The 26,561-nt window shown below is 54.5% G+C and carries 26 protein-coding genes and 1 pseudogene; 6 read left to right on the forward strand and 21 right to left on the reverse strand.

The annotated features are described in order from the left end of the window. The 5 genes and pseudogenes from GSQ70_RS01075 to sdhC form a co-directional block, all read right to left on the reverse strand. Window positions 1–587: pseudogene (locus tag GSQ70_RS01075) on the reverse strand (2-oxoglutarate dehydrogenase E1 component); the annotation flags it as partial. A gap of 270 nt (window positions 588–857) precedes the next feature. After that, a complete protein-coding gene (locus tag GSQ70_RS01080) occupies window positions 858–1,574 on the reverse strand; it encodes a succinate dehydrogenase iron-sulfur subunit (protein ID WP_158780536.1) in 717 nt (238 codons plus the stop codon). An 18-nt stretch (window positions 1,575–1,592) separates the two neighbouring features. Then, entirely contained in the window at window positions 1,593–3,359 is a 1,767-nt protein-coding gene (gene sdhA / locus GSQ70_RS01085) for a succinate dehydrogenase flavoprotein subunit (protein WP_158780537.1), read from the reverse strand. A gap of 2 nt (window positions 3,360–3,361) precedes the next feature. Continuing rightward, window positions 3,362–3,709, reverse strand: a complete 348-nt coding sequence (gene sdhD, locus GSQ70_RS01090) for a succinate dehydrogenase membrane anchor subunit (protein ID WP_158780538.1) — start codon at window positions 3,707–3,709, stop codon at window positions 3,362–3,364. Then, window positions 3,703–4,092 (reverse strand): succinate dehydrogenase cytochrome b556 subunit, encoded by a 390-nt coding sequence (gene sdhC / locus GSQ70_RS01095; protein WP_158780539.1) that lies wholly within the window; start codon window positions 4,090–4,092, stop codon window positions 3,703–3,705. Before sdhC ends, sdhD begins: the two co-directional genes overlap by 7 nt. Before the next feature lie 617 nt (window positions 4,093–4,709). Here sdhC and GSQ70_RS01100 point away from each other — a divergent pair. Beyond that, on the forward strand, window positions 4,710–5,993 hold the full coding sequence (locus GSQ70_RS01100; RefSeq protein WP_158780540.1) for a citrate synthase: 1,284 nt from the start codon (window positions 4,710–4,712) through the stop codon (window positions 5,991–5,993). A gap of 431 nt (window positions 5,994–6,424) precedes the next feature. On the opposite strand, the gene nei is transcribed toward GSQ70_RS01100, so the two are convergent. The 11 genes from nei to GSQ70_RS01155 all read right to left on the reverse strand — a co-directional run bounded on the left by nei (window position 6,425) and on the right by GSQ70_RS01155 (window position 15,713). Beyond that, window positions 6,425–7,216 carry an endonuclease VIII gene (nei, locus tag GSQ70_RS01105; RefSeq protein ID WP_158780541.1) on the reverse strand — a complete coding sequence of 264 codons (792 nt, stop codon included), beginning with the start codon at window positions 7,214–7,216 and terminating at the stop codon, window positions 6,425–6,427. Window positions 7,217–7,230: 14 nt separating this feature from the next. Continuing rightward, complete coding sequence (gene pcp / locus GSQ70_RS01110; RefSeq protein ID WP_158780542.1) at window positions 7,231–7,878, reverse strand: pyroglutamyl-peptidase I; 648 nt, start codon at window positions 7,876–7,878, stop codon at window positions 7,231–7,233. A 7-nt stretch (window positions 7,879–7,885) separates the two neighbouring features. After that, on the reverse strand, window positions 7,886–8,875 hold the full coding sequence (locus GSQ70_RS01115) for a DUF979 domain-containing protein (RefSeq protein WP_158780543.1): 990 nt from the start codon (window positions 8,873–8,875) through the stop codon (window positions 7,886–7,888). Then, the gene (locus tag GSQ70_RS01120; protein ID WP_158780544.1) at window positions 8,875–9,603 is read right to left on the reverse strand and encodes a DUF969 domain-containing protein; all 729 of its coding nucleotides are present in this window, start codon (window positions 9,601–9,603) and stop codon (window positions 8,875–8,877) included. The genes GSQ70_RS01115 and GSQ70_RS01120 overlap by 1 nt, the downstream gene beginning before the upstream one ends. Window positions 9,604–9,687: 84 nt before the next feature. Continuing rightward, window positions 9,688–10,425, reverse strand: a complete 738-nt coding sequence (pxpA, locus tag GSQ70_RS01125) for a 5-oxoprolinase subunit PxpA (protein ID WP_158780545.1) — start codon at window positions 10,423–10,425, stop codon at window positions 9,688–9,690. Continuing rightward, entirely contained in the window at window positions 10,409–11,347 is a 939-nt protein-coding gene (gene pxpC / locus GSQ70_RS01130) for a 5-oxoprolinase subunit PxpC (RefSeq protein ID WP_158780546.1), read from the reverse strand. The genes pxpA and pxpC overlap by 17 nt, the downstream gene beginning before the upstream one ends. Continuing rightward, window positions 11,341–11,997: a 5-oxoprolinase subunit PxpB gene (gene pxpB, locus GSQ70_RS01135; protein WP_158780547.1), complete on the reverse strand. Its 657-nt coding sequence runs from the start codon at window positions 11,995–11,997 to the stop codon at window positions 11,341–11,343. Before pxpB ends, pxpC begins: the two co-directional genes overlap by 7 nt. A gap of 116 nt (window positions 11,998–12,113) precedes the next feature. After that, window positions 12,114–12,857 carry a type 2 GTP cyclohydrolase I gene (locus tag GSQ70_RS01140; protein WP_158780548.1) on the reverse strand — a complete coding sequence of 248 codons (744 nt, stop codon included), beginning with the start codon at window positions 12,855–12,857 and terminating at the stop codon, window positions 12,114–12,116. 127 nt (window positions 12,858–12,984) lie between these two features. Then, window positions 12,985–14,406 (reverse strand): deoxyribodipyrimidine photo-lyase, encoded by a 1,422-nt coding sequence (gene phrB, locus GSQ70_RS01145; RefSeq protein WP_158780549.1) that lies wholly within the window; start codon window positions 14,404–14,406, stop codon window positions 12,985–12,987. 20 nt (window positions 14,407–14,426) lie between these two features. Further along, entirely contained in the window at window positions 14,427–15,383 is a 957-nt protein-coding gene (locus GSQ70_RS01150) for a 2-thiouracil desulfurase family protein (protein WP_158780550.1), read from the reverse strand. Between the two features lie 123 nt (window positions 15,384–15,506). Next, complete coding sequence (locus tag GSQ70_RS01155; protein WP_158780551.1) at window positions 15,507–15,713, reverse strand: YbfA family protein; 207 nt, start codon at window positions 15,711–15,713, stop codon at window positions 15,507–15,509. 302 nt (window positions 15,714–16,015) lie between these two features. On the opposite strand from GSQ70_RS01155, the gene kdpE reads away from it, so the two are divergent. Continuing rightward, complete coding sequence (kdpE, locus tag GSQ70_RS01160; protein WP_158780552.1) at window positions 16,016–16,699, forward strand: two-component system response regulator KdpE; 684 nt, start codon at window positions 16,016–16,018, stop codon at window positions 16,697–16,699. Window positions 16,700–16,797: 98 nt separating this feature from the next. Here the strand turns inward: kdpE and pgm are convergent, their stop codons facing one another. Together pgm and seqA are read right to left on the reverse strand one after the other, a co-directional pair. Further along, window positions 16,798–18,438 (reverse strand): phosphoglucomutase (alpha-D-glucose-1,6-bisphosphate-dependent), encoded by a 1,641-nt coding sequence (gene pgm / locus GSQ70_RS01165; protein WP_158780553.1) that lies wholly within the window; start codon window positions 18,436–18,438, stop codon window positions 16,798–16,800. Between the two features lie 30 nt (window positions 18,439–18,468). Then, on the reverse strand, window positions 18,469–19,029 hold the full coding sequence (gene seqA, locus GSQ70_RS01170; protein WP_158780554.1) for a replication initiation negative regulator SeqA: 561 nt from the start codon (window positions 19,027–19,029) through the stop codon (window positions 18,469–18,471). A 251-nt stretch (window positions 19,030–19,280) separates the two neighbouring features. Between seqA and ybfF the strand changes: the two genes are divergently transcribed. From ybfF to fur, 4 genes are all read left to right on the forward strand, one after another. Next, on the forward strand, window positions 19,281–20,045 hold the full coding sequence (gene ybfF / locus GSQ70_RS01175) for an esterase (protein ID WP_158780555.1): 765 nt from the start codon (window positions 19,281–19,283) through the stop codon (window positions 20,043–20,045). 148 nt (window positions 20,046–20,193) lie between these two features. Further along, the gene (gene ybfE, locus GSQ70_RS01180; protein ID WP_158780556.1) at window positions 20,194–20,475 is read left to right on the forward strand and encodes a LexA regulated protein; all 282 of its coding nucleotides are present in this window, start codon (window positions 20,194–20,196) and stop codon (window positions 20,473–20,475) included. A 161-nt stretch (window positions 20,476–20,636) separates the two neighbouring features. Continuing rightward, a complete protein-coding gene (fldA, locus tag GSQ70_RS01185; protein ID WP_158780557.1) occupies window positions 20,637–21,167 on the forward strand; it encodes a flavodoxin FldA in 531 nt (176 codons plus the stop codon). A 321-nt stretch (window positions 21,168–21,488) separates the two neighbouring features. Then, the gene (gene fur / locus GSQ70_RS01190) at window positions 21,489–21,932 is read left to right on the forward strand and encodes a ferric iron uptake transcriptional regulator (RefSeq protein ID WP_158780558.1); all 444 of its coding nucleotides are present in this window, start codon (window positions 21,489–21,491) and stop codon (window positions 21,930–21,932) included. A gap of 66 nt (window positions 21,933–21,998) precedes the next feature. On the opposite strand, the gene GSQ70_RS01195 is transcribed toward fur, so the two are convergent. Genes GSQ70_RS01195 through GSQ70_RS01205 form a run of 3 tightly spaced genes read right to left on the reverse strand, consistent with a single transcriptional unit; the run spans window position 21,999 to window position 26,308 of the window. Beyond that, window positions 21,999–24,659, reverse strand: coding sequence for a beta-N-acetylhexosaminidase (locus GSQ70_RS01195; RefSeq protein ID WP_158780559.1), 2,661 nt, complete (start codon window positions 24,657–24,659; stop codon window positions 21,999–22,001). A gap of 16 nt (window positions 24,660–24,675) precedes the next feature. Further along, a complete protein-coding gene (gene chiQ, locus GSQ70_RS01200) occupies window positions 24,676–24,867 on the reverse strand; it encodes a ChiQ/YbfN family lipoprotein (protein ID WP_158780560.1) in 192 nt (63 codons plus the stop codon). Window positions 24,868–24,892: 25 nt separating this feature from the next. Continuing rightward, complete coding sequence (locus tag GSQ70_RS01205; RefSeq protein WP_158780561.1) at window positions 24,893–26,308, reverse strand: OprD family outer membrane porin; 1,416 nt, start codon at window positions 26,306–26,308, stop codon at window positions 24,893–24,895. Between the last annotated feature and the right edge of the window lie 253 nt (window positions 26,309–26,561).

The following is a 26,561-nucleotide window of genomic DNA, read 5'->3' on the forward strand; positions in this document are numbered from 1 at the left end:
GAAGCCTGCCCCGCCACTGATTCGATGCGCTGCTGGATCCAGCGTTTCTCTTCAGTGTTGGTGATATGCATGTATTCCGCGCCGATTGAACCGCAGTAGGTCTGCTTCAGCAGAGCGAAGAGATCCGCCAGCTTCATGGTGTCTTTGCCAAAAGCAAAAGAGCCCACGTTAAAGGTTTCCTGGAAATCGGCGTCCGTCAGGTCGTGAAACGCAGGATCCAGATCAGGCACCGACTCCTGCTGCCACAGCCCTAGCGGGTCGAGGTTAGCAAGCTGATGACCGCGGAAACGGAAGGCGTTGATCAGTTGAAGCACCTTAACCTGTTTGGCATTGGTGTCGGGATCGCTGACGGAGGAGGTGTAGCGTGTGGCATCTTTCGCCAGGCGCTTGAAGTACTCGCGGGTGGTCGAGTGGAATTGTTCAGGTCTAACCCCTTGCCCCGGAAGCTGCTGAAACAGCTCTTTCCAGGCAACATCTACAGAGTCAGGATCGGTCAAGTAGTCCTCATAGAGCTGCTCTATGTAGGTCTGGTTCGCGCCGGCCAGCCAGGAGGAGTCTAGCCAGGGTTTCATCGCGCTGTTCTGCATTGTGATCCCTTAAGCATTTTGTGCTTTTTTTCGCCGTGGTTATTTAAAGGAACCTTTGCAAGTCCCGCGCCGCATAAGCGGCTTGCCCTCGGCTGAATTCCGTAAAAATCTCCGGAACGCAGCCTGAAAGTTCATCGATACGAGCGATGTGCGCGACTGCTGGCGCCCGGGCCCGTAAGGGAACCCTGGCAAGAAGCCTGTATGGCCGGGTTTCTTGTCAGGATTTCCTGGTTAACAGCCGGGAACCCTGAGGTTCCCGGCTGTCTGCTCTTAAGCGCCCCGCTGCAGCAGCATCGACTTGATATGGCCAATGGCGCGCGTTGGGTTGAGTCCTTTAGGACAGACGCTTACACAGTTCATGATGCTGTGACAGCGGAATACGCTGAAAGCATCGTTCAGATTGTCCAGACGCGCATTGGTTTCCGTGTCGCGGTCATCAATCAGGAAGCGGTAAGCCGCCAGTAATCCTGCGGGTCCGATGAATTTATCCGGATTCCACCAGAACGACGGGCAGGATGTTGAACAGCACGCACAGAGAATACACTCGTACAATCCATCCAGTTTTTCACGCTGTTCCGGCTGCTGTAAGTGCTCACGTGCGGGTGGATTTTCTCCATTATTCAACAGGTAAGGCTTAATCTTCTCATACTGAGTGTAGAACTGCCCCATGTCCACTACCAAATCGCGGATCACCGGCAATCCTGGCAGGGGACGGATCACAATTTTACGTTTTCCGCCGCCGAGAGCGGAAACTGGCGTGATACAGGCAAGGCCGTTCTTGCCATTCATGTTAATACCGTCGGAGCCGCAAACGCCCTCGCGGCAGGAGCGACGGAAGGCCAGCGTCGGATCTTTCTCTTTCAGACGGATCAGCGCATCCAGCAGCATCATGTCACGCCCTTCTTCTGACTCCAGGCTGTATTCCTGCATGCGTGGCGCGTCGTCCACGTCCGGGTTGTAACGATAGATAGAAAATTCGAGTCTCATCTTCTTATTCTCCGCAAACTAGTAGGTACGTGCTTTCGGCGGGAAGGCCGCGCGCAGTTTCGGCTGCATGTTCACCTCACGGCGGGTCATGCTTTCGGTTTGCGGCAGATACACGCTGTGACACAACCAGTTAGCATCGTCACGTTCAGGATAGTCGAAGCGGCTGTGCGCTCCACGGCTTTCGGTACGGAAGTTTGCAGCAACCGCCGTGGCGTAGGCCGTTTCCATCAGGTTATCCAGCTCCAGGCACTCAATACGCTGGGTATTGAAGTCCGGCGAACGGTCGTCCAGACGGGCATTTTTCAGGCGCTCACGCAGCGCTTTCAGCTCTTCCAGACCTTTTGCCATTGCATCACCTTCACGGAATACCGAGAAGTTGTTCTGCATGCAGGTCTGCAGGGCTTTGCGCAGCTCGGCAGGATCTTCGCCGGTCACGTTGTTGTTCCAGCGGTTCATTCGCGCCAGCGAAGCGTCAATCTCTTCTTCAGTCGCTTCCAGCAGCTCGCCCTGCTCCTGGATGGATTCCTGCAGGTGCAGACCGGCAGCACGACCAAACACTACCAGGTCCAGCAGCGAGTTACCGCCCAGGCGGTTCGAACCGTGAACGGAGACGCAGGCGATTTCCCCCACAGCAAACAGGCCCGGCACCACCACGTCTTCGCCCTGCTCGTTTACCGTAATCGCCTGACCAGTCACTTTGGTTGGAATGCCGCCCATCATGTAGTGGCAGGTTGGGATAACCGGGATCGGCTCTTTTACCGGATCGATGTGAGCAAAGGTACGGGACAGTTCCAGAATGCCTGGCAGACGAGCTTCCAGCACTTCATGACCAAGGTGATCCAGTTTCAGTTTGATGTGTGGACCCCACGGGCCTTCACAACCGCGGCCTTCACGGATTTCGATCATCATCGAACGGGCGACCACGTCACGACCGGCAAGGTCTTTGGCGTTTGGTGCGTAACGCTCCATAAAGCGCTCGCCATGCTTGTTCAGCAGGTAACCACCTTCACCACGGCAACCCTCGGTCACCAGTACGCCCGCACCGGCGATACCGGTCGGGTGGAACTGCCACATTTCCATATCCTGCACCGGCACGCCGGCACGCAGTGCCATACCCACGCCGTCACCGGTGTTGATATGAGCGTTAGTGGTGGACTGATAAATACGGCCTGCACCGCCGGTCGCCAGAACCGTTGCGCGCGCTTTGAAGTAGACCACTTCGCCGTCTTCAATATTCAGGGCAGTACAACCGACGATAGCGCCGTCAGCGTTTTTCACCAGATCCAGCGCATACCACTCGGAGAAGATGGTGGTTTTGTTTTTCAGGTTCTGCTGATAAAGAGTGTGCAGTAACGCATGGCCGGTACGGTCAGCCGCCGCAGCGGTACGTGCCGCCTGCTCGCCACCGAAGTTTTTCGACTGGCCACCAAATGGGCGCTGATAGATCCGGCCATCCTCCAGACGGGAGAAAGGCAAGCCCATATGTTCCAGCTCCAGAATCGCTTCCGGACCGGTTTTACACATATATTCAATGGCGTCCTGGTCACCGATATAGTCGGAGCCTTTCACCGTGTCGTACATATGCCATTCCCAGTTGTCTTCATGGGTATTACCCAGCGCCACGGTGATACCACCCTGCGCAGACACAGTATGAGAACGGGTTGGGAAAACTTTTGATAACAGGGCACAGGTCTGGCCCGATTGGGAAATTTGCAGCGCGGCACGCATGCCTGCACCACCAGCGCCGACCACTACGGCGTCAAATTCTCTGACTGGCAACTTCATTCTTACGCACCCCACACAACGACAGTTCCATAAATCGCATACACCAACAGCACCACCACCACGACCAGCTGCAATAACAGACGAGCAGCCAGAGGTTTGATGTAGTCCGTCAGTACCTGCCACATCCCAATCCAGCCGTGCACCAGAATGGAGAACAGCGTCAGCAGGGTGAAGACTTTAGTGAAGGAGGAGGCAAAAAATCCGCGCCAGATATCGTAGGTCAGGTGGCCCGACATCACGACAAAACCGAGGATATAGAGCACGTACAGCGTCATGATCATCGCTGCAGCACGCAGCAGCAACCAGTCATGAACGCCGTTGCGGCCCAGAGCAGAAGCGTTGCTTACCATACGAGGACTCCAGCCAGAATTGAAAGCACGACAGTGATACCAAAAGAGATTTGCGCCGAGCGCGTACCCGCCTGCAGTGTCTCACCCAGGTAGCCAAAATCCATCATCAGGTGACGCACGCCGCCGACGATGTGATACGCCAGTGCGGTGAGAATGCCCCAGAAGATGAATTTAACAATAAAGCTGTCCATTACGGCAGATGCCTGCAGGAAGCCTTCGGGTGAGGAGAGTGACAGGCCCAGTACCCACAGCAGTATGCCAATGGCCACAAAAGTGATCACGCCAGATACGCGGTGAAGAATAGACGCTATTGCAGTAACGGGAAACCGGATCGTAGAGAGATCCAAGTTGACAGGTCTTTGTTTTTTCACGGTTTTGCCCACACAGCCTTTCTTATTTTGCTTCCTCCGGTCCTGAGGGCGGGTCAGACAGCGTTAACAATAAAGCACTGCGCCAGGCACTAAAACTACAACGTCCAGTGTCAAAACGACGCGTGTAAAACGCTGGGTGGCTCCTACAGCAGGGTATTCCGGAGACCTGGCGGAAGTATAGGGGGTTCACATTCTCATTACAATTCCCCTACAAACATCTTGGGAACATTTAGGTGGAACAGTGATCACTCTCACATTTTTCACAATATATACAAATTCAATTATCTGATTTGACAAAACTTCAACATTATTGTTACAAACTGAGCGATAAAAGTTCTATGATGCACAAAAGTTATGGGGATACACTTTCCCCTAAGTACAAGTTATGTAACATTGGTGGGATAGTCACATAAAGTATCAGGTATCGGTTACCAACAAGTTACGACCAGACCGGATCTTTAACAACCGCGAAACGAAGTCAGATTTGCTCCCCGGCTGTACGCGCCCCTCACTCTGTACCCTGCACGTTATAAGATGCCACAGAGTTGAACATGTGCTTCACTCCGCCGCGGACAGGCTGATTTTGAAGGTGTTAAAGATCCATAGATAAGGCGCTAAGGAGACTGTAAATGGCTGATAAAAAAGCAACGCTAACCCTACCAGGTGAAGCGGCTATTGAACTTGATGTGCTCAACGGCACGTTAGGTCAGGAAGAGATTGACGTTCGCACTTTGGGTTCCAAAGGCTACTTCACCTTCGATCCGGGGTTCACTTCTACCGCATCCTGCGAATCCAAAATTACCTATATTGACGGTGACCAGGGCATCCTGCTTCACCGTGGTTTTCCTATCGACCAACTTGCCGTACACTCCAACTATCTGGAAGTGTGCTACATCCTGCTGAACGGCGAAGCGCCAACCAAAGAGCAGTATGAAGAATTCAAAACCATCGTCACCCGTCACACCATGATCCACGAGCAGATCCATCATATGTTCCGTGCCTTCCGTCGTGATTCTCACCCAATGGCGGTAATGTGTGGTGTGACAGGCGCGCTGGCCGCATTTTATCATGATGCAATGGACGTTAATATTGAGCGTCACCGCGAAATCGCTGCGTTTCGCCTGCTGTCAAAAATGCCGACCGTGGCCGCGATGTGCTACAAATATTCCATTGGTCAGCCATTCGTTTATCCGCGTAATGACCTCTCCTATGCCGGTAACTTCCTGCATATGATGTTCTCCACGCCATGTGAAGAATATGTGGTTAATCCGATACTGGAACGTGCAATGGATCGTATTCTGATCCTTCATGCTGACCACGAGCAGAACGCTTCCACTTCTACCGTACGTACCGCTGGCTCTTCTGGCGCTAATCCGTTTGCCTGTATCGCTGCTGGTATCGCTTCACTGTGGGGACCTGCCCATGGCGGTGCCAACGAAGCGACCCTGCGTATGCTGGAAGAGATCAGCACCGTTGAACATATTCCTGAATTTGTGAAACGTGCGAAAGACAAAAATGACTCGTTCCGTCTGATGGGCTTCGGCCACCGCGTGTACAAAAATCATGACCCGCGTGCCACAGTGATGCGTGAAACCTGTCACGAAGTGCTGAATGAACTGGGCATGAAGGATGACCTGCTGGAAGTGGCGATGCAGCTGGAAGACATTGCTCTCAACGACCCGTACTTTATTGAGCGCAAGCTGTATCCAAACGTCGATTTCTACTCTGGCATTATTCTGAAAGCGATGGGTATTCCTTCCTCCATGTTTACCGTGATCTTTGCGATGGCGCGTACCGTGGGCTGGATTGCTCACTGGAAAGAGATGCATGACGACGGCATTAAGATTGCCCGTCCGCGTCAGCTGTATACCGGCTACGATCAGCGCGACTTCAAGTCTGCGGTTAAAAAGTAACTGACCGGATTCAGCTACAGACATAGCCGTGCCTGTACATTGATGCTATTCAGGCCACATTAAGCACAGAGCCGTGCCTGTGCGGTGAACACAGGCCGCTCATAAAGACGCAAAAAGCGCCGTCCATGGCCGCTCGACTCAGGCCGTCCCTGGCCTGAGACGCTTTATTCCGGGCCTGTGTTCACCGCATTTTACGTTGGACGGCAATCATCAGCTTAACCCTCTTCGGCCCCGGTAATTAATAATCATTCCCTTACCCTGAAGTACAGGTCTATATTTTCCTGCGATGGTTCATCAGTTCTCCGAGATGATGCGCTATCTGCTGCGAAAAAAAATGATATGGGGGTGATCACCGCGCAGCAGGAGCTGGCATATCTTCAGAGCTATCTGGCCATTCATCAGGTCAGAATTCGACTGCCTGTCTGACGTGGCTATTTCTGGCAGCCAGGGCACCAGTAGAAAGGACGGGAAGAAAGCGTGGTTTTTTCGATGATGCCACCACAGCGCTCGCACATTTTCCCTGCCCGATGAAAGACTTTGAAGCTGAAAAGCGCGCCGTGATGTTTATTCTCCTTAGCCACCCCGCGCGTCTGGTAGGAAAGTCTGGGGATTTCCAGTAGAGCAACGGCCAGTGTTTCCAACTGTTCAGGCGTGAGATCCTGCGCTTTATGCTGCGGTGCCAGACCGGCCTGCCAGAGAATTTCCACCCGCAGGTAGTTACCCAGTCCGGCGAGAAAAGCCTGGTCGAGCAGCAGCCCGCTGAACTGACGACGGCGGAAACGGGCTGAAAGGAGCCGCTCTGCGACCTCTTCCTTCGTCAGCGTCATGTCCAGCACGTCCGGGCCTACACGCAGCAGGAAAGGATGAGCCGCCAGCGTGTCTGCGTTCAGTAGCTCAATCTCCGAGGCACTGTACAGCAACAGCGTTTTATCCGCAGCAGCCAGGCGCACACGAAGCACGCGGTTGCTCTCCGGCTCTTTGCCAGTATTTATCACGCGCCAGACGCCATACAGCTGATTATGGCTGTAGAGCGTCAGGCCGTTGGAAAAGTGGGTGAGGATCGCCTTCCCGCGGGTTTCGATCGCCTCCACCCGCTCGCCGACCAGTGAAGATTCATAGGTTTTCAGCTGGGGAAACGCGAACCAGACTGCGGTCAGCGTTTTCCCTTTGATCGCCTTTTCCAGCTTATCCGCCGCGCGGCGGATTTCAGGACCTTCCGGCATTTATACCCTCCCTGTTAGTGCGTTGCGCCACCTTCCAGGCGGATATCCTCTTCCACGGTCAGCGCGATGCTCAGCGCCATCTCCAGCGCCAGGATCACCGTCTGGGCAGGCATGCTGGCCACGCCAGGATGTTTGACCGCCTGCTCCGGCAGGTAAGGAATATGGATAAAGCCGCCACGGATTTTTTCTTTGCGCTTTGCCAGATAGTGCAGCAGGCCGTACATCACATGGTTGCAGACAAAGGTGCCCGCGGTCTGTGAAACCGAAGCCGGAATACCGGCCTCGCGGATCCCTTCAACAATCGCTTTGATCGGAAGCGTGGAAAAATAAGCAGCCGGACCGCCTTTCACAATCGGTTCATCGACAGGCTGGTTGCCCGCGTTATCCGGAATTCGGGCATCATCGACGTTGATACCGATGCGTTCGACGGTGACGTCAGTGCGCCCTCCGGCCTGCCCGACTGCGATCACCATTTCGGGCTGCACTTCTTCAATGGCCGCATGCAACGCCGTCAGCGACTCACCAAATACGCACGGAAGCTGCTTTGCTATCACCTTCACACCGCACACCAGACGTTCATTCAGATGGCTGACCGCCTCCCACGACGGGTTCACCAGCTCGCCATCAAAAGGTTCAAAGGCGGTTATCAGGACCGTTTTCATCGCAGCCTCACAGGAACATCAAAAAATAGAGAAGGAAGATATTTGCTATTAACAATAGCACGCCGGTCGGCACCTGAGCCTTGATCACCGCGTTGCGATCTGGCAGCTCCAGCAGCGCCGCCGGGACGATATTGAAGTTTGCCGCCATCGGCGTCATCAGCGTACCGCAATAACCGGAGAACATCCCGATGGCCGCCATCACCGCCGGGTTGCCATGATGCTGCAATACCAGAATGGGGATGCCGATGCCTGCCGTAACAATCGGGAAGGCGGCAAAAGCGTTCCCCATCACCATGGTCAACAGCGCCATGCCAATCGCATAGGTCGCCACGGCAATAAACCGGTTATCCACCGCCAGATAAGTTTCAGTGAGGTGTGAAATCGCATTGCCAACACCAGCGCTGGTAAACAGCAGGCCCAGGGTGGCAAGGATTTGTGGCAGTATGAACGCCCAGCCGATAGCATCCAGCAGGCGGCGCGCTTCCTGAATCGACTGAGCCGGTCCCTCATGGGTCATTTTTAGCGCTAACACCCAACCGACCACACAGCCCAGCATCATCGAAAACAGCGTAACCAGCGTGGAATGATTTCCTGCGCCAAACACCGTTTCCTGTAGGCCCGGAATATTGTTAAACGCCAGTACGCCCACCACGGTCACTACCGGGATGGCCAGCGCAGGCAGGAACAGGCGATTACGCAGACGCTTAGCACTCTCATCGCGCTGCTCCGGCGTCCGCTGATGGTAAGAGCCCAGCCGGACGCCGCCCAGCCCGGCTATCAGCGCCATCACCACCACCATTCCGCCAATCACAATATGCAGGGAACGGGCACCGAACAGGTTTACCGCCCAGTCACCGACAAAAAAGATCAGGCCGTACAGCGCCCAGAACAGCCCGGTAGTCAGACGACGTGGATTGGCCTTGTCACGCCAGGACATTACCGCCACCACCAGCAGGATCAGACCAGCCAGCCAGAACAGATATTGTTGCTGGAACATTAGCGGCCTCCTTTGGCTTTCAGCGCATCAGCGTTAAGCGCTGACAGTTCGGCGGCGATGGTTTTATCAAGCCGGCGCAGCCGCACTGAATGGATCAGGAAGGCACAAATGGCAGTCGGAATACCCCACACGGCAATATGCAGCGGCTCGGTCTGAATGCCCGCCGACTCCTGCATAAAGTTATGCATAAAGATGATCGCGCCGAAGGCGACAAAAATGTCCTCGCCAAAGAACAGCCCGACGTTATCCGTTGCGGCAGACATAGCACGCAGCCGGTGACGGACTTCCGCTGGAAGTTCACCATAGCGGTTTTCGGTTGCTCCTTCCGCCATCGGTGCCAGCAGAGGCCGCACCATCTGCGGATGTCCGCCCAGGCTGGTCAGCCCCATCGCGGCAGTGATTTCACGCACGAACAGATAGACGATCAGCAGTCGGCCAGCAGTGGCACTTTTGATCTGAGCGATCCACGCCTGCGCACGCTCTTTCAGTCCGTGACGCTCCAGCAGGCCGATAACCGCCAGCGGCAGCAGCAGGATCAGCGGCAAGTTGCGGGTGTTGAGAAAACCGGTCCCCAGCTTTTCCAGAATATCAGCGAGCGGCATATGCGCCGCCAGCCCGGTGATCAGGCCAGAGACAATCACCACCAGCACAGGATTAAACCGTAATAAAAAGCCGATCACGATGGCGGCAATCCCTGCCAGCGGCCACAAATTTACTGCATTCTCCATTTTTCCTCCCGGTATCAGATTAAAAAACTCCCCGCCGTGGCAGGGAGTGGTGCGGTGTTCCGCATTTTTATTCTGCTGCCAGCTTTAACAGCTGGTGACAGTGATTTGTTGTTGTGCAAAGGCCTCGCGCAGCTGGCTGGCGAAGGCCAGAGCGTGCGCGCCGTCGCCATGCAGGCAGACGGTCTCCGCTTTCACGCTGACCCATTCACCGCTGATACTACGGACTTTGCCCTGCTGGATCATGCTCAGGGTTTGGGCGATCGCCTGCTGGTCACTTTCCACCAGCGCACCCGGCTGCGAACGGGGCACCAGAGAGCCGTCATCCTGATACCCCCGATCGGCAAAAACCTCCTGCCGCGTGGTCAGCCCCACCGCTTCCGCTGCCCGGATCGACTCGCTGCCAGCCAGCCCGACCAGAATCAACGCAGGATCTACCGCTTTCACCGCCCTTGCAATTGCGTCAGCCAGCTCAGGCTCCTGCGCGGACTGGTTATAGAGCATCCCATGAGGTTTGACGTGGACCAGCTTCCCACCTTCGCTCCGGGCGATAGCCTGCAAAGCGCCAATCTGGTAGACCATCTGCGCATAAACGGTTTCAGGTGACAGCTGCATCTTTGTGCGGCCAAAATTCTCGCGGTCCGGGAAACTGGGATGCGCGCCGATGGCGACACCAAACTCCAGCGCCCAGAGCACGCTCTGTTGCATGGTCTGCGCATCTCCGGCGTGAAAACCGCAGGCAATATTGGCCGAAGACACCCGCTGCAGCAGGGCACGATCGTTTTCGCAACCCTCGCCCAGATCGGCGTTAAGATCCACTTTCATGCTCTACTCCCCAGGCCATCTGCTCCAGCGCACGCTGCTGATCGCGCTTTGCCTGCAGAGCCTCTTCTAACGAACAGTGAACAAAATGGATCGGCTCACCCAGCCGCAGCTGGGCAAGATGATAGAGATCGGCCTCGATTACGCAGGCAATTCGTGGATAGCCTCCGGTGGTCTGGGCATCGGCCATCAGCACAATGGGCTGACCGTTTGGCGGAACCTGGATCACGCCCGGCAGCAGGCCGTGCGACAGCATCTCTCGCTGGGCAACCCGCTTAAGTGGCCTGCCCTGCAAGCGATAGCCCATCCGGTTGCTTTGGGGATTCAGTTGCCAGGCGGTACGCCAGAAGACCTCGCGGCTTTCCGGGCTGAACTCGTGGTATTCCGGTCCGGCCATCGCACGGACGCGGTTGCCAAACAGCAGCTGACGCACGCCTGCGGGTTTGCTGAAAGCGTGCTGCGGCTCGCCTAATGGCAGATTATCGCCATCCTCAATCCGGCGACCGTCAAAACCGCCGAAACCGGCTTTCACATCGGTGCTGCAGGAACCGAGCATCGGAATGGCAGCAAATCCGCCATCCAGCGCCAGATAGCTGCGCATACCGCGTACCGGCATCTTCAGGGTCAGCCGCTGACCTTTTTTCACCGCCGTGCGCCAGCCCGTCCATACCGGCTGATTGTCCAGCACGGCGCTGCATCCCGCTCCGGTCAGGGCAATCCAGCCGTCGCGGGTGAATTCGGCACAAAATTGTCCGAGGGTGATCTCAAGCAACGCACTGGTTCGGGCGTTGCCCACCAGCAAATTGGCGGTTTCCATTGCCGGATGATCCAGTACTCCACCCACGCCGACGCCATATTGACGCCAGCCAGTGCGACCGGCATCCTGCAAAGTGGTACTCATCCCGGCACGAATGATCTTCAGCATATTCCCCCCTTCTGCGGCACAAAGCGCACGCTGTCGCCGGGTCTTAATAGGGTCGGCGGCTGGGACTGTGGATTAAACAGAACAACACCAGTCTGACCAATCAGCTGCCAGCCCCCAGGTGCGGCCAGCGGATAAACACCGGTCTGGCTGCCTCCAATGCCGACGGAACCGGCCGGGACTTGCACTCTTGGCTCGGCGCGGCGCGGCGTGTGCAGGCGGTCGTCCAGCCCGGCCATATAGGGGAAGCCCGGCTGAAAACCGATAAAATAGACGGTGTAATCTGCTGCTGCGTGCGCTTCCACTACCTGTTGTGGGGTCAGTCCGCTGTGGCGTGCCACCTCTTCGAGATCCGGTCCGGCTGCGCCACCGTAGATCACGGGGATTTCAACCTGGCGCATTTCCATCTCAAGCTGCTCGCTTTTTTCCCACCAGGATTGCAGCCATTCAATAGCATCCAGCGCGGTTTGCTGCGGGTCGCTCAGCATTACGGTGATGTTGTTCATCCCGGGGACGACTTCAATCACTTCCGGGCGTGCCATCAGCCGTGCCGACAGCCCCCAGATACGTTGCTGACTGCTGAGGGAAACCGGGGGTTCCAGCTCAAGCACAACCGCGCGTTCACCTAGCAGGTAACAACGTGCTCGTTGCAAAACTCTCCTCCTGACCGGTTTATCAGACCAGTAAATTCAATGACTAATAGTTATGCGGAAATGTAGAAGGCGTGTCAACCGGAGGTGTGGGCGACCGCTCGGGCCGCCCGGCTGAATCAGGCAGGATTGGCAATATCGACAAAGGTCACGTCAAGCCCGTAACTTTCCTGCAGCCACTCGCCCAACGCCCGGATACCGCCACGTTCAGTGGCATGGTGACCGGCAGCAAAAAAGTGCAGCCCCTGTTCACGGGCGCTGTGTATAGTCTGTTCGGAAACTTCACCAGTGATGAAAGCATCCACACCAAACGCTGCCGCCGCATCAATAAACCCCTGGCCGCCGCCTGAGCACCAGGCAACACGACGGATCAGTTTCGGTGCGTTATCACCACAGTGCAGTGGCTCGCGGCCCAGCACTTTCGCAATCCGTTTCGCCAACAGTTCGCCAGTCAGCTGCTCCTTCAACTCCCCCCAGGGGACCAGCGGCATTACTTCACCCCGCACCTCAATACCCAGATCTTTCGCCAGCAGCGCGTTGTTGCCCAGTTGGGGATGGGCATCCAGCGGCAGGTGCCAGCCGTACAAATTAATCTCGTTTACCAGCAGCGTTCTCAGCCGGTTACGCTTCATCCCGGTGATCACCTGAGCTTCGTTTTTCCAGAAGTAGCCGTGATGAACCAGCACCGCATCCGCCTCCAGCCGCACGGCTTCATCCAGCAGCGCCTGGCAGGCCGTCACGCCGGTGACAATCTTCTTCACCTCGCGACGTCCTTCAACCTGCAGCCCGTTGGGCGCGTAATCGCTGAAAGCCGCAGTGTTCAGTTGCTGGTTAACGATGTGTTCAAGCTCAGTGTTTCGCATGATAATTCCTGAAAATGCCCGCGGCCCGACAGGGCCAGCAAGCGTTGCGCCAGAGGCTAATCAGACCACAATAACAGACGGGATAAATGATGAGAACGGGCGAAGAGGGTCGCCCGCTGCAGGAGGACTATTTTCTCGCGGCTTCAAAGGCGGCCAGAGTACTCTTTCGGGCTTCTTTATGGTCAACAATCTGATTCGGATAGTCCAGCGACACGCCGTGTTTTTTTGCCCATACCTGCGGCTGATGAATCTGCTGATCTGGCACCTCTTTCAGCTCCGGCAACCACTGCCGGATAAATGTGCCTTCCTGATCAAAACGCTCCCCCTGAGTGGTGGGATTGAAGATGCGGAAATAGGGTGCTGCATCGTTACCGCTGGAGGCAGCCCACTGCCAGCCACCATTGTTCGCCGCCAGATCGCCGTCAATCAGCCGCGACATAAAATAGCGCTCCCCTTCCCGCCAGTCGATCAGCAGATCCTTTACCAGGAAGCTGGCGACAATCATCCGCAGACGGTTGTGCATCCAGCCCAGCGAGTTCAGCTGGCGCATTGCCGCATCAACAATCGGATACCCTGTTTGCCCCTGTTGCCAGGCCACAAGGTGCGTTTTGTTGTGCTGCCACTTCACATTGCTCGTCCAGCCGATAAACGGCTGATGGCGGGACAGCTTCGGCCAGGCCACCAGCAGATGGCGATAAAACTCTCGCCAAATCAGTTCGTTCAGCCAGATAGAGACTTTGCTGTCGTTCAGTCCCTGCGGATGCTCATGCAACAGGCGATGCAGGCACTGACGGGGAGACAGTACACCAGTGGTCAGACAGACCGAGAGGCGACTGGTGCCATCCTCCGCAGGGATGTCACGACGATCGGGGTATTCCGTAACCGGCTGCAGGCAAAACTCGCGCAGGCGCTTTAGCGCGGCACTTTCTCCCGCCGGAAACAGATGAGGATCAAATTCTTCCTGAGGATAATGAAACGGTTTCAGGGCAGGCGTTTTCTTTAACGGCGCGTTTTCACGCGCTTTTGGCGCAGGCATACACTCCGGCAGCTCCTCATGCAGCCGTCTGACAAAGGCTTTGCTGAACGGCGAGAAGACTTTGTACATTTCCCGGTTACCGGTCAGCACGCTGCCGGGTGGCAACAACAGGCTGTCATCGAATCCCTGCGAGATAATATCGAGCTCAAACAGTTCCCGCTCTGCAGCGGCATCGCGCTTACGCTCGTTAACCTCGTACTGATAGTTATAAAAAAGACGGTCGACTTTATGCTGCTGGCAAAAATCCTTCAGCTCCTGAATGGAGTCAGTGAAATTGTCACACTGCAACAGGTGCAGCGGAATGCCTTTCTCTGCCAGCAACTGCTGCAGTTCCTGCAAACTCTGATAAATATAAGCCGCCTGCTTTGGGGCCATATGGTGCGTCTTCCACTGCGCGGGGGTGGCAATAAACAGCGCCAGAACCTGAGCTTTCGTATCGCGGCAGGCGGCGTGTAATGCTGAATTATCGTGGATGCGCAGATCGTTGCGCAGCCAGACCAGATGAGTGGCCATGAGACTCCCTGAAAGGAAAATTAATGACCGTAACGCAGGCGAAGCGCTTCCGGATAGGGTTCAAAATAGCGCTGCTGAGCCAGATAAGGATCGGGAAATTCCGCCATGTAGTGCTTCAGCAGGGTGATCGGTGCCAGTAGCGGTTGCAGCCCCTGACGGTAGTGGTCGATCAGCGAAGCGAGTTCCTGGCGCTGATTAGAAGTCAGTTGCGGGCGGAAGTAGCCGTGCACGTGTGAAAGTACATTGGTGTGATTGCCCCGGGTGGCCTGAAGTTTGAGCAAATCCATCAGGCGCTGACGGTATTCGAAGGCGTACTCTTCCAGTGAGGACCAGCTATCAACAGCGGCAACAAAGCGCCCCATTTCCCGGTATTCCGGCTGTGAATGTGCCAGCAGCAGCAGCTTGTAGCGGCTGTGGAAAGCAATCAACTTGCCGCGGCTCAACCCGCTACGCCACATCTCATTGAATTCATGCAGAGTGTAAACGCGCTCGACGAAGTTTTCACGCAGTACCGGATCGTGCAGGCGACCATCTTCTTCAACGGGCAACCACGGCATCTGACTCATCAGCTCACGGGTGAAGACACCGGTACCCGCTTTACGGTTGTTGTTGTTATCCGGCTGATAGACACGCACCCGCTCCATGCCGCAGCTGGGCGATTTGGCGCAGACAATGTAGCCGCAGAGGTGATGCAGTGAAGCAATTCTCTGCGCTGAATAGTCCTGCATCTGTTCAGTAACCGGATCGCCCCGCCCGTTGCTGAAGCACAGTTCTACTGCGCCATCTGCCCTTTCGGTCAGGCGCAGGGCCGGACGGGGTGTGGGCAAGCCAATTGCCATTTCCGGGCAGGCTGGGACGTAGCGCATGTAAGGAGCGAGCTCGTCTGCAGCAAACCCGCAGCGCTTGTGGCCGCCATCAAAACGGACATTATCCCCAAGCAGGCAGGCACTGATACCAACAGGAATTTTCTCGCTCATACTTGTACAACCCCCAACTTCTTGTAGAGGTTTAAGTGTAGCTGAAAAGCCAGCGTTGAGCGCGTTTCATTGCAGAAAAGGTGGGTACAGGACAAAAAAAATCCCGCCGGAGCGGGAGGTTTTTTACCAGAAGTCGCCACCAGCGGCTTCCGACTGGGCCAGCCAGACCGGCTGGGTGCTGGTCTTGGACCAGATGCGATGCAGATAACTGTAAAACTGAGCCCGGTCACTACGGAACAGCATCACCGGCAGTGCCAGAATACCCACCACCAACACCGCAGCACGACGCATGACGATCCGGTGTAGTGGGTAATGTTGATAAAGATTCATACGTCCTCCTGAAGCAGGCTTAACAACAAATGTAATCTGGCTAAAATAATAGCGCTTCCGCTGTAACTTTACTACTCATCCGACCACTTTTTTGTCGAAAAAATCGCCTTTCGCAGGTCAACCCTGTAACAGGGTTACATAAAAGTTAAACTTTACGTTATTTATTAACTTTTTATTCACACTCACTTCCTCCGCTTGTGATGCAGCACTGGCGGCCTTAATTTGCTAAATTGGGCGATAATTTTCAGTCTGTCATCGCCGTGGCCAGAATCCTGCCGCAGCCTGTAAATGAGCGAAGCACCGTGACCACAGTCCTGATTGTTGAAGATGAGAAAGAGATCCGCCGTTTTCTGCGCCTTGCCCTGGAGGGGGAAGCGCTGCGCGTCTTTGACGCCGAAACCCTGCAGCGCGGGCTGATTGAAGCCGCCACCCGCAAGCCGGATCTGGTGATCCTCGATCTGGGGCTGCCGGACGGTGACGGCAATGATTTTATCCGGGAGATTCGACAGTGGAGCGCGGTGCCGGTGATTGTGCTGTCGGCCCGCAGTGATGAGCAGGATAAAATTGCCGCGCTGGATGCTGGGGCGGATGATTTTCTCACCAAGCCTTTTGGCGTTGGTGAACTGATGGCCCGCGTGCGGGTAGCACTCCGCCATCGGGGTAATGCGACCTCACAGGCACCGGCTACCGAAATCAGCTTCAGTGAGATAAAAGTGGATATCCCTGCCCGCCGTGTGACGCGCAGCGGTGAAGATCTGCATCTGACGCCAATTGAATTTCGCCTGCTGGTCAGCCTGCTGAATAATGCGGGAAAAGTGATGACGCAGCGCCAGTTGCTGAATCAGGTCTGGGGACCGAACGCGGTGGAGCACAGCCACTACCTGCGCATCTATATGGGACACCTGCGGCAGAAGCTGGAGGTGGACCCGACACAGCCGCGCCATCTGATTACCGAGACCGGCGTGGGTTACCGGTTTATGCCCTGACGGACAATAAAAAAGGGCGGAATAAATTCCGCCCTACATTTGTCATATTTACCAACTGGCTAATCAGTCGTTTTTTATCGCATTGACCAACCGACCAATCAGGCGTTTTTCAACACTTCACTGACGATCTCCACCGCTTCTTTCTCGATCTTCTCGCGGTGCTCAGCACCCAGGAAGCTCTCGCAGTAGATTTTATAGGCATCTTCCGTACCGGATGGACGGGCAGCGAACCAGCCGTTTTCTGTCATCACTTTCAGCCCGCCAATCGACGCGCCGTTACCCGGAGCGGCAGTCAGGCGTGCAGTGATCGGATCGCCCGCCAGCGTGTCTGCACTGACCATTTCTGGTGAAAGTTTGGACAGCGCGGCTTTCTGCGCAGATGTGGCGGAAGCCTGCAGACGGTTATAGCTTGGTGCGCCAAAACGCTCAGCCAGCTCGTCGTAGTGCTGCTGCGGGTTTTTACCGGTCACCGCAGTGATTTCAGCCGCCAGCAGGCACATGATGATCCCGTCTTTGTCGGTTGACCATGGCGTGCCATCGAAGCGCAGGAAGGAAGCGCCCGCGCTCTCTTCACCACCGAAGCCGAAGCTACCATCGAACAGGCCATCAACAAACCATTTGAAGCCCACCGGCACTTCCACCAGCTTGCGACCAATGTCGTTCACCACCCGGTCAATCATCGCGCTGGACACCAGCGTTTTGCCCACGGCGACTTCTTTGCCCCACTGCGGACGGTGCTGGAACAGGTAGTTGATCGCAACGGCCAGATAATGGTTCGGGTTCATCAGACCGACCGGGGTGACAATGCCATGGCGGTCATAATCCGGATCGTTGGCAAAGGCCAGATCGAATTTATCACGCAGCGCCAGCAGGCCTGCCATCGCGCTTTCGGAAGAGCAGTCCATACGAATCACGCCGTCTTTATCCAGGTGCATAAAACGGAAAGTCTGGTCAACCGAATCGTTAACGATGGTCAGATCTAAGTTGTAGAACTCAGCAATACGCTGCCAGTAGGCAATACCGGAACCGCCTAACGGATCCACGCCAATTTTCAGGCCCGCTTTCTGGATCGCCGGGATATCGATGATCTGCGCCAGACCTTCAATGTAAGGCTGGATCAGATCTTTTTCCTGCAGATGGCCGCTCGCCCAGGCTTTGTCAAGCGCGATGCGCTTAACGTCTTTCAGCCCATCCTTGATCAGCTGATTGGCACGATCTTCCACAACTTTGGTGACGTTGGTATCCGCAGGCCCACCGTTTGGCGGGTTGTACTTGATGCCGCCATCTTCCGGTGGATTATGCGAAGGGGTGATCACGATGCCGTCAGCCTGCGCACCACCGGCTTTATTGTGCTCAAGGATAGCGTTCGAGATTGCCGGAGTTGGCGTATAGCCGTTATCCAGCTGCACGATCACATCTACACCGTTAGCCGCCAGCACTTCCAGCACGGAAATGATTGCCGGTTCAGACAGTGCATGGGTGTCTTTTCCAACGTAGCAAGGACCAGTGATACCGTTCTTTTTACGCTCTTCTGCAATCGCCTGCGCAATAGCAAGAATGTGCGACTCGTTGAAGCTATGACGTCCTGCGCTACCGCGATGGCCGGATGTGCCGAATTTCACCGCATGTTCCGCATTGCCTGGCTCAGGTTGCAGGACATAATACTGCGAAGTTAATTGTGCAACGTTAATCAGATCGCTCTGCTGGGCTGGCTGCCCGGCACGGGGGTGATTGGCCATTGGCGCTTCTCCCTGACGCTTAAATATCTGTTATAGGGTGCCGCAAACTTTGTCAGACAGTTCCACCGGGAACTGCATTGACGCCATGATGTGTTCGATCATGCTGCGTTTGCGACCTGTGTTGGTGTTAGTGATCACCCAATACGGCGTGCCGGGAATATGTTGCGGCTTGGTATGGGTACCATTCTGTACCAGGGTTTGTTGATTACCCGCAAAGTAGACGCGCGTGCGGCCCAGAAGTGACTCGGTAGCAGCGGCAAATGCTTTGGGATCCAGACTGTACAGGGTCGACAGAATCAGCATAAACCGGTTAACCGCTTTCTTCTGTTCAGCATATTCATCGGACAGCAGCAGCTCGCGGACTGCGCGAACGCGATCCTGAGGACGATATTCCACTTTTGCCGGTGCGGCTTCTTTCGCCACCGTGACAGAAGGTGACATCGTCGCGGCCGCAGCAGAGGCGACGGGCGCAGTCTGACCAGCAGAAAATTTCAGCATCCGGCGCAAAATGTCAGAGGCGCTTTCACCAATATGCTGAGTGTGGCTGGCGATATAACGGTAGAGCTCTTCGTCGACTTCAATAGTTTTCATCTTGATCCAGTACGATTGTTGCTTATAAGAGACGGAATGCGCCGTGCATCAGGCAGGTGAAATCGCACGGGCGCTGAACAATCCAGCTCTAACACGAGGATTATAAAGTTAAATCCCGCCGGGGTGTAGCGCCAGCCCTTAATGGCGGCAAAAGTCAGATAATGCCGCAAAAGGATCTGGCCGGTGGCTCCGGCAAGAAATCGTAAATTTATGATACCCTAACCCTTCGTTTCAACTGTAAGAACTTTGCCATGAAATTGAATGCCCGCTTGCAATCTGAACAATCCGCCCACTCTGGCTCTCCGGTGGTGCTGATCCACGGCCTTTTTGGCAGCCTCGATAACCTCGCCGTGCTGGCTCGTGGTTTGAAAGATGAGCGGCAGATCATTCAAATCGATGTCCGCAATCACGGATTATCTCCCCGTTCGACAGAGATGAATTACACCGCAATGGCGCAGGACGTGCTGGAAACGCTGGATGAACTGGGAATCGGTCAGTTTGTCGCAGTCGGCCACTCAATGGGCGGAAAAATTGCTATGACCCTGACCTCGCTGGCTGCCGAACGTATTGAGCAACTGGTGGTAATCGATATGGCCCCCGTCGCCTACCCTACCCGTCACCACGATGAGATCTTTACAGCGCTGAATGCAGTGAGCGACTCAGGCGTGAAGGTGCGCAGTGAAGCCGCCGCGATAATGCGCCAGACAATAGACGAAGAGGGAGTGATTCAATTCCTGCTGAAATCTTTTCACGAGGGCGAGTGGCGTTTTAACGTGCCGGTGATTATGGCTTGCTATGATCGCCTTATTGGCTGGCAAGCGGTTCCTTTATGGCAGGGTCCGACACTGTTTATTCGCGGAGAACTTTCGCCGTATCTGGCTGACGAATACCGTGACGACCTGCTGGCGCAATTCCCTCAGGCGCGCGCCCATGTGATTGCCGGAGCGGGACATTGGGTCCACGCGGAGAAACCTGATGCGGTTTTGCGCGCAATTCGCCGATTTTTTGCGCTGTAAAAACAATTATTTTCTGTGAAGGCTAAATCATTGTCGCCAGGACTTTCACTGGGGTATGATGGCGCGCTAAAATTTTGTCGGCGGTCGATTTTCAGCCGACTTTACGGCCCAATCCATCAGAACTCCAGCCTTTCAGTATCACGATTCTATGGCAAAAGAAAACACGGACCGCACCACGATCGATCTGTTCGCAGATGAACGTCGTCCGGGACGACCAAAAACCAATCCGCTGACGCGCGATGAGCAGTTGCGTATCAACAAACGCAACCAACTCAAGCGTGATAAAGTGCGCGGGCTCAAGCGCGTGGAACTGAAAATGAACAGTGACGCGGTGGATGCCCTGAACCAGCTGGCCGAGGAGCGCAACATGAGCCGCAGCGAGCTGATTGAAGAAATGGTTCTGGCGCAGCTTGCCAGCCCACAGCGCTGAACGGGCCTTTGACAGGCAAAATCTGCGCGTAATGGCAGAGCACAAAGCGACAAAAGCAGGAGGATTACTCGTTTATCCCCCTGATGCGGTCTGCTATCATTGCCGTTAACACTTTAGGCCAGCCGTCTCACATTATTAAGTTTCAAGAGGTTATTAAACTCATGGCAATCGTAGGCATTTTCTTTGGCAGCGATACGGGCAATACCGAAAATATTGCAAAAATGATCCAGAAGCAGCTCGGTAAAGAGGTTGCTGAAGTTCACGATATCGCGAAAAGCAGCAAAGAAGATCTTGAAGCCTTTGATATTCTGCTGTTGGGTATCCCAACCTGGTACTACGGCGAAGCGCAGTGCGACTGGGATGACTTCTTCCCGACGCTGGAAGAGATCGACTTTAACGGTAAACTGGTTGCGCTGTTTGGCTGTGGCGACCAGGAAGATTACGCCGAATACTTTTGTGACGCCATGGGCACCATCCGCGATATCATCGAGCCAAACGGCGCAGTGATTGTGGGCCACTGGCCAACCGAAGGCTACCATTTTGAAGCCTCAAAAGGGCTGGCAGACGACACCCATTTCCTCGGTCTGGCTATCGATGAAGATCGGCAACCAGAGCTGACCGCAGAGCGTACGGAGAAGTGGGTTAAACAGATTTACGACGAGCTGCAGCTCAAAGAGATCCTTGAGGCATAAACACTGGCCTGATGTGGGAGTTATCTCACATCAGGCGTGTGGTTTTTCCTATAGAAGTAATAGGCACATTTTTGTAACTTTCATCTGCAAAACTGTACAATATCGCCATCGGTCATCTCCTGCTCTCTCAGCGCCTTTTGCCCTGAAGGCGAAAAAGGAGGCAGAGCGAAATGTTAACCCCGCATGAATGCTCCCGCACCTTTACTGTGGTTTCCATTTCGACGCATCAGTTCTATACTGGGGTGCTCAGCTTTTGCTCCGACCGATGTTCAGGGCTTTTCAGCCACTTAGTGACTAGCAAAGTAACAGGATAATATCCGCATGACTGACAATAACACCGCATTAAAGAAGGCCGGCCTGAAAGTCACGCTTCCCCGACTGAAAATTCTGGAAGTGCTTCAGGAACCTGAGGGCCATCACGTCAGTGCGGAAGATTTGTACAAACGCCTGATCGACATGGGCGAAGAGATTGGTCTGGCGACGGTTTACCGCGTTCTGAACCAGTTTGATGACGCAGGGATCGTTACCCGCCACAACTTCGAAGGCGGTAAATCCGTTTTTGAACTGACTCAGCAGCATCATCACGATCATCTGATCTGCCTGGACTGCGGCAAAGTGATTGAATTCAGCGATGAATCTATCGAAGCCCGCCAGCGTGATATCGCTGAACGTCATGGTATCAAGCTCAGCAACCACAGCCTGTACCTGTATGGTCACTGTGCTGCTGGTGACTGCCGTGAAGATGACACGCTGCACGACAAGTAATCGGTACTATTAAAAAAAACCGGTGACTCTTCACCGGTTTTTTTATTTGTGTCTGACTGTCTCAGCCTACCCCTTCAGTTTTTCAACCCGGCTAAAACGATTGCCATCGCCACTGCCAGAACGGATCAGAACCTTACCACTGACCGACGGACGGCTGCTGTCCTGATAACGCTGCCAGCTTTTCCCGCCATCGACCGAGTAGTCAATCGTCAGACCCGGAAGCGCGATATTGGCTTCAAGTTTGCCGTCAATAATGCGTGCACCCGGTACTGGCAGGCGATATTGCACACCAGCCTTGTCCAGCTTGCTCAACTCACGCTGCCCCAGGAGGTTAGCAAACCGCTGCCAGTCTTTCAGCTGCGCCTGGGTATCAACGTATTTTGTTTCCCCACCGATAAACTCTTTACCCGCCTGGTAATCTTGCTCCCATGCAGCCCGGTGCCAGGCTCGCTCGGCGACCGAAAACACTCGTGGGAAGATCATGTATTCCATGTTTTGATCGGTGCGCACCGTCTCACTCCACAGCTGAGCGGATATCCCGTAAGCGCCAGGCCAGGCCTTGTCTGATTTGGCGGTGAAGGTTTTGCCATCGCGATCCACCGAGGTTTCGGCATTCTGCGGCAGGTTATCCGGCGAGAAGCTGAACATTTTACGCTCATCGCTAAAACGAGTTCCCCAATAGTATCCACGCTCCAGTGGATTCACCTCATACGGGAAGTCCATATAGACGTAGTCCGGGCTGGAGATAATCACCTCATAGCCTTTTTTCGCCCAGTCATTGGCGGAGTCAAAGCCGCCCCAATAGAGCGTATCCCAGAAGTTAACTGCCACGCGCTCAGTAGCAAACGCTTTAGCATTCTCGGCATCTTTCAGACCATCCTGCCATGCCTGCATGCGGCCAATACCGTGCTGTTTAACCTGCTGACTGACCTTAAGCGCAAAATAGCTCGGCAGGTGTTCCAGGTCCTCCACCTTGCCCTCTTTGACCATGGTCTGACAAACCTGCGATTTCGCCCACGGCTTGTCCTCTTTGCTCATGTCGAGCAGGCCAGTCCCCTCAACCGGCTTGTTGATATCGGAATATCCCGGTCCGAGGCGAATGTTTTTGGCCTCGTCTCCACCAAAGTGCCAGGTTTTAATTGGCTGCCCGGCCTCACGATGCATGGCCTGAATTTCACTGATAATTTTATCGGTAAAGCGCAGGGAAGACGCAAGGCAAGGGTTCAGATAGCTGGTGCGGTCGTAGAGCTGTACCGAAGTGGTATTTGAATCATCGCCGGGATCGACCAGGCGATATTCAGAGGCTTTCGCCGTTTTGCCCTCTTTGATCAAGCGGTTGTAACGAGCTTCCATTGAGATGACGGCTGCGCGGGCGTGGGCCGGCATGTCGATCTCGGGGATCACTTCAATCCCGCGAGCTGCGGCATATTTAACAATCTCGATATAGTCCTGACGGCTGAAATGGCCGGTGCCGTTGTTGTCGGTTTCTGGTCCTGAGCCCAACTGCGGCAGCAGACAGCGTTGCTCGCTAAGATCGTGGCAACGTTTAGCGCCCACATCCGTCAGCTCCGGCAGGCCAGGGATCTCAATTCGCCAGGCTTCATCATCGGTGAGATGGAAGTGAAAGACGTTGATTTTCCAGGCACCCAGTTGATCCAGCATGCGCAGCACCGCCGCTTTGCTGTGGAAGTTACGGGCAACGTCAAGGAATACGCCGCGGTAGGCAAAGCGTGGCGCATCATGTGCGCTGAGGGTGGCGATTTTCGCGCTGCCATCGGCGGGAAGCAGGGAAAGGATCGACTGCAGGCCATAGAACACGCCGCTCTGATCGTAGCCGACAACTTCAGCTTTCTCTTTGCCGATAACCAGTTGATAGCCCCCGGAAACAGCCTGCTCTTTGTTCAGCGCTTTGCTGTCAATACGGGTGGAAATTTCATAGCCAGCAGGCTGTACTTTCAGCCCCAACAGCTGGAAGCGTTGCTTCACCGCCTGCGCTTTATCCGCTGACAGACTGGTAAGATCCAGCTTCACTCCTTTTGACAGATCGGCATCCTCAGACCGGATATCAACCTGCATCGGCGTGGGCACAATCTGTCCTCTCAATGCCGAAGAGGGCAATGTAGCCACATCACTGTTCTTGTCAAAGCGACTGCTTGCTACCATCAGCACATTTTTATCGTCCGGGATCCGCTTCCACTGCTCGCCGAAAGGTTCGACAAAAGTGGTCAGATCTTCCGAATCAGTACTGGTGATAATTTTTGGCTTCGCATCGCCAGAGGTCACATACCAGCGCGGCATCACATCGGTGATAAACAACTGCCAGTACTCATTGATAATCGGGATTTCTACCGTCTCACCAGCGCCGAACCCTTTGAACTTCTCCGTAGGTTCCAGCCGGGTTAAATCGCCAACGATATGCACCATGCGAAACTGATCGCTCTCAACCTTCAGCGTTTCATGGACGTTAGACATATAAATCGCCCAGTCCTTACTGTCGATTGCCGGGCCTGGATTGGTTAAAGTAATGGTTGCCCGGTTGCAGGAGGCCCAGTCAGCCCCCAGCGCTGCACAGTCAACGCCGTGCTGTGCGGCCTGATTATCGGTGACTTTATACTTCACGCCGAACTGGCTAATCTGATCGACAATTTTCTGATTCGCGCTGGCAACGCCGCTGCTCAATGCTGACATTAACGCTACTGCAACAAGACTGGCTCTGAACTTGTTCATCCGTATTCCTTGTCCGTTAGTGTGGAGTTTGTTCGATTTCCTGCTGAAGTTTGCCGCAACGGGCTTCTATAGCCTCGCCACCGCCCATCTGTTCTGCATCCAGACAGCGCTGATAATCCCGGCTCGGGATGTTTTCCTGCGGGGCCGTGGTTTTCTGCGCACAGCCGCCAAGCAGCAGCATGGCGATGACCGGTAAAACGTATTTCATGCGGTTATCCTGTTCCGGCGGAGCCTTATTTGCCCGGCTCAAAAATGGTGAAAGGGGCCATCACAATAAACTTGATGTCTTTCTCATCCTGAAAGACGTTGCCGTAGCCACCGCCCCAGCTTGGGATGTCGGAGTGATTGTTGTAACGGGTGTAGTGCAACTTGACCAAAGTGCCTTTGACCGGGCCCTGCTGCACGGTGTAGAGCAGATCCAGATTCCACGCGGACTCTCTCAAACGGCTGCTCTGGTCATAAACCGGATTGGATGAGGGTCTTGCATCCCAGCCATAGGCATAAGAAGTGCCGACCGCCCAGCCGGGAAGCTGCCAGTTTTTCAGGTCGTACATCACCCCGGCAAACAGGGCTTTCTCGCCGTTAGCGTTGAAGTCCGATCGCGAATCCCACCAGACATCTAACCGGCCGTTGGAGGTGGCATAGCCTGGCGTCATTCGCTGCAGGAAGAAGCCCTGATTTCCTTCGGCTTTCACCCATGTGCCTTCCAGACGCATATCGAACGGACCGGCGGTATAACCCAGTGTGATGGCCTGCAGCCAGGCGAGACCGTCATAAATATCATTGACGTTAGCCGCTCCGCCGCTCTCTTTGTCTTTCGCCCCATAAAACTGCCAGCTGGTTTTTAAATTATTTCCGGCCACCGAAAAGGCATAAGAGACTTTGCTGAAATACTGATCCATATAGTCAGCAGCCTGACCAAATGCCCCTTCCAGCACGAGGTTATTTTTAAAATCGTATTTTGCGCCAAAGGAGTGCAGATAATTGATACCGGTTACGCCATCCGCTTTGCGGAAGTTGTACATATTCCGGTACCACGGTGCCTTATATTCATCTGTCCACATATAGGAAAGTGATAATTCACCAGCATCTGAAAAATCATAAGCTGCCCCGCCCTCCACGCCCCGATAAGTCCCCGGCAGGAAACTCCAGTGCGGCGCTAATAATGTCTGGCCGGTTGGCTGTAAATAACCACCGCGCAGCCAGTAATTCTGGTGTTTTAGTTTGACTGCGGCTTTATAAATACTGGCGCCATTTTCATCGCCGGTCCATTTTTCGTCCCAGCGGGTTTTGGCATCGCTGAAACCTATTTCATTGGGCGCTGCCGGGCCTTTGCTGGAAAGCTCAACTGCGCCAAAAGCAGCCAGGTCCAGACCGATAAAATCTGCCGCATAACCGGATGAAAAATCGAGACTACCGTTAAAAGTGGAGTGATGAAGATTTTGCTGATACTGGCCGTATTTATCGCTGGCGGGGTCGAGATCTTTACGTTCACGATGGCGTTGCCAGTAATAAAGTCCGCCGGTCAGAGAAGCATCGTCAACAAAGCCAGTTGCTGATGCTTGTGGAAAATAAAAAACGCCGCTGAGAGCGGTACAGCAGGCCAGGGCAAGAGTTAACCTCTTTTTTTTAAATAGAGAGCAAGGCATCAATAACATCCTCTTCCATAAGAGTAATATTCCGGCTAGTCATCGACACCGGGATTATTATGCATAACTGATCTTCTTTTTTATCTGTTATTGATGATATTTTTCGCGGCGCGAATTATCAATTTTTTGTGCATTTCATGCGATGAAAGTATGACCTGCACCACATAACACGCAGTATGTAATGCGTATGTTGTGAATATCAGGTTCATTTAAGAATGCATATTTCCTGATATATCCAACAATTAACAATAAT

It is taken from the genome of Pantoea sp. BAV 3049 (assembly GCF_009765445.1).
Lineage (GTDB): Bacteria > Pseudomonadota > Gammaproteobacteria > Enterobacterales > Enterobacteriaceae > Erwinia.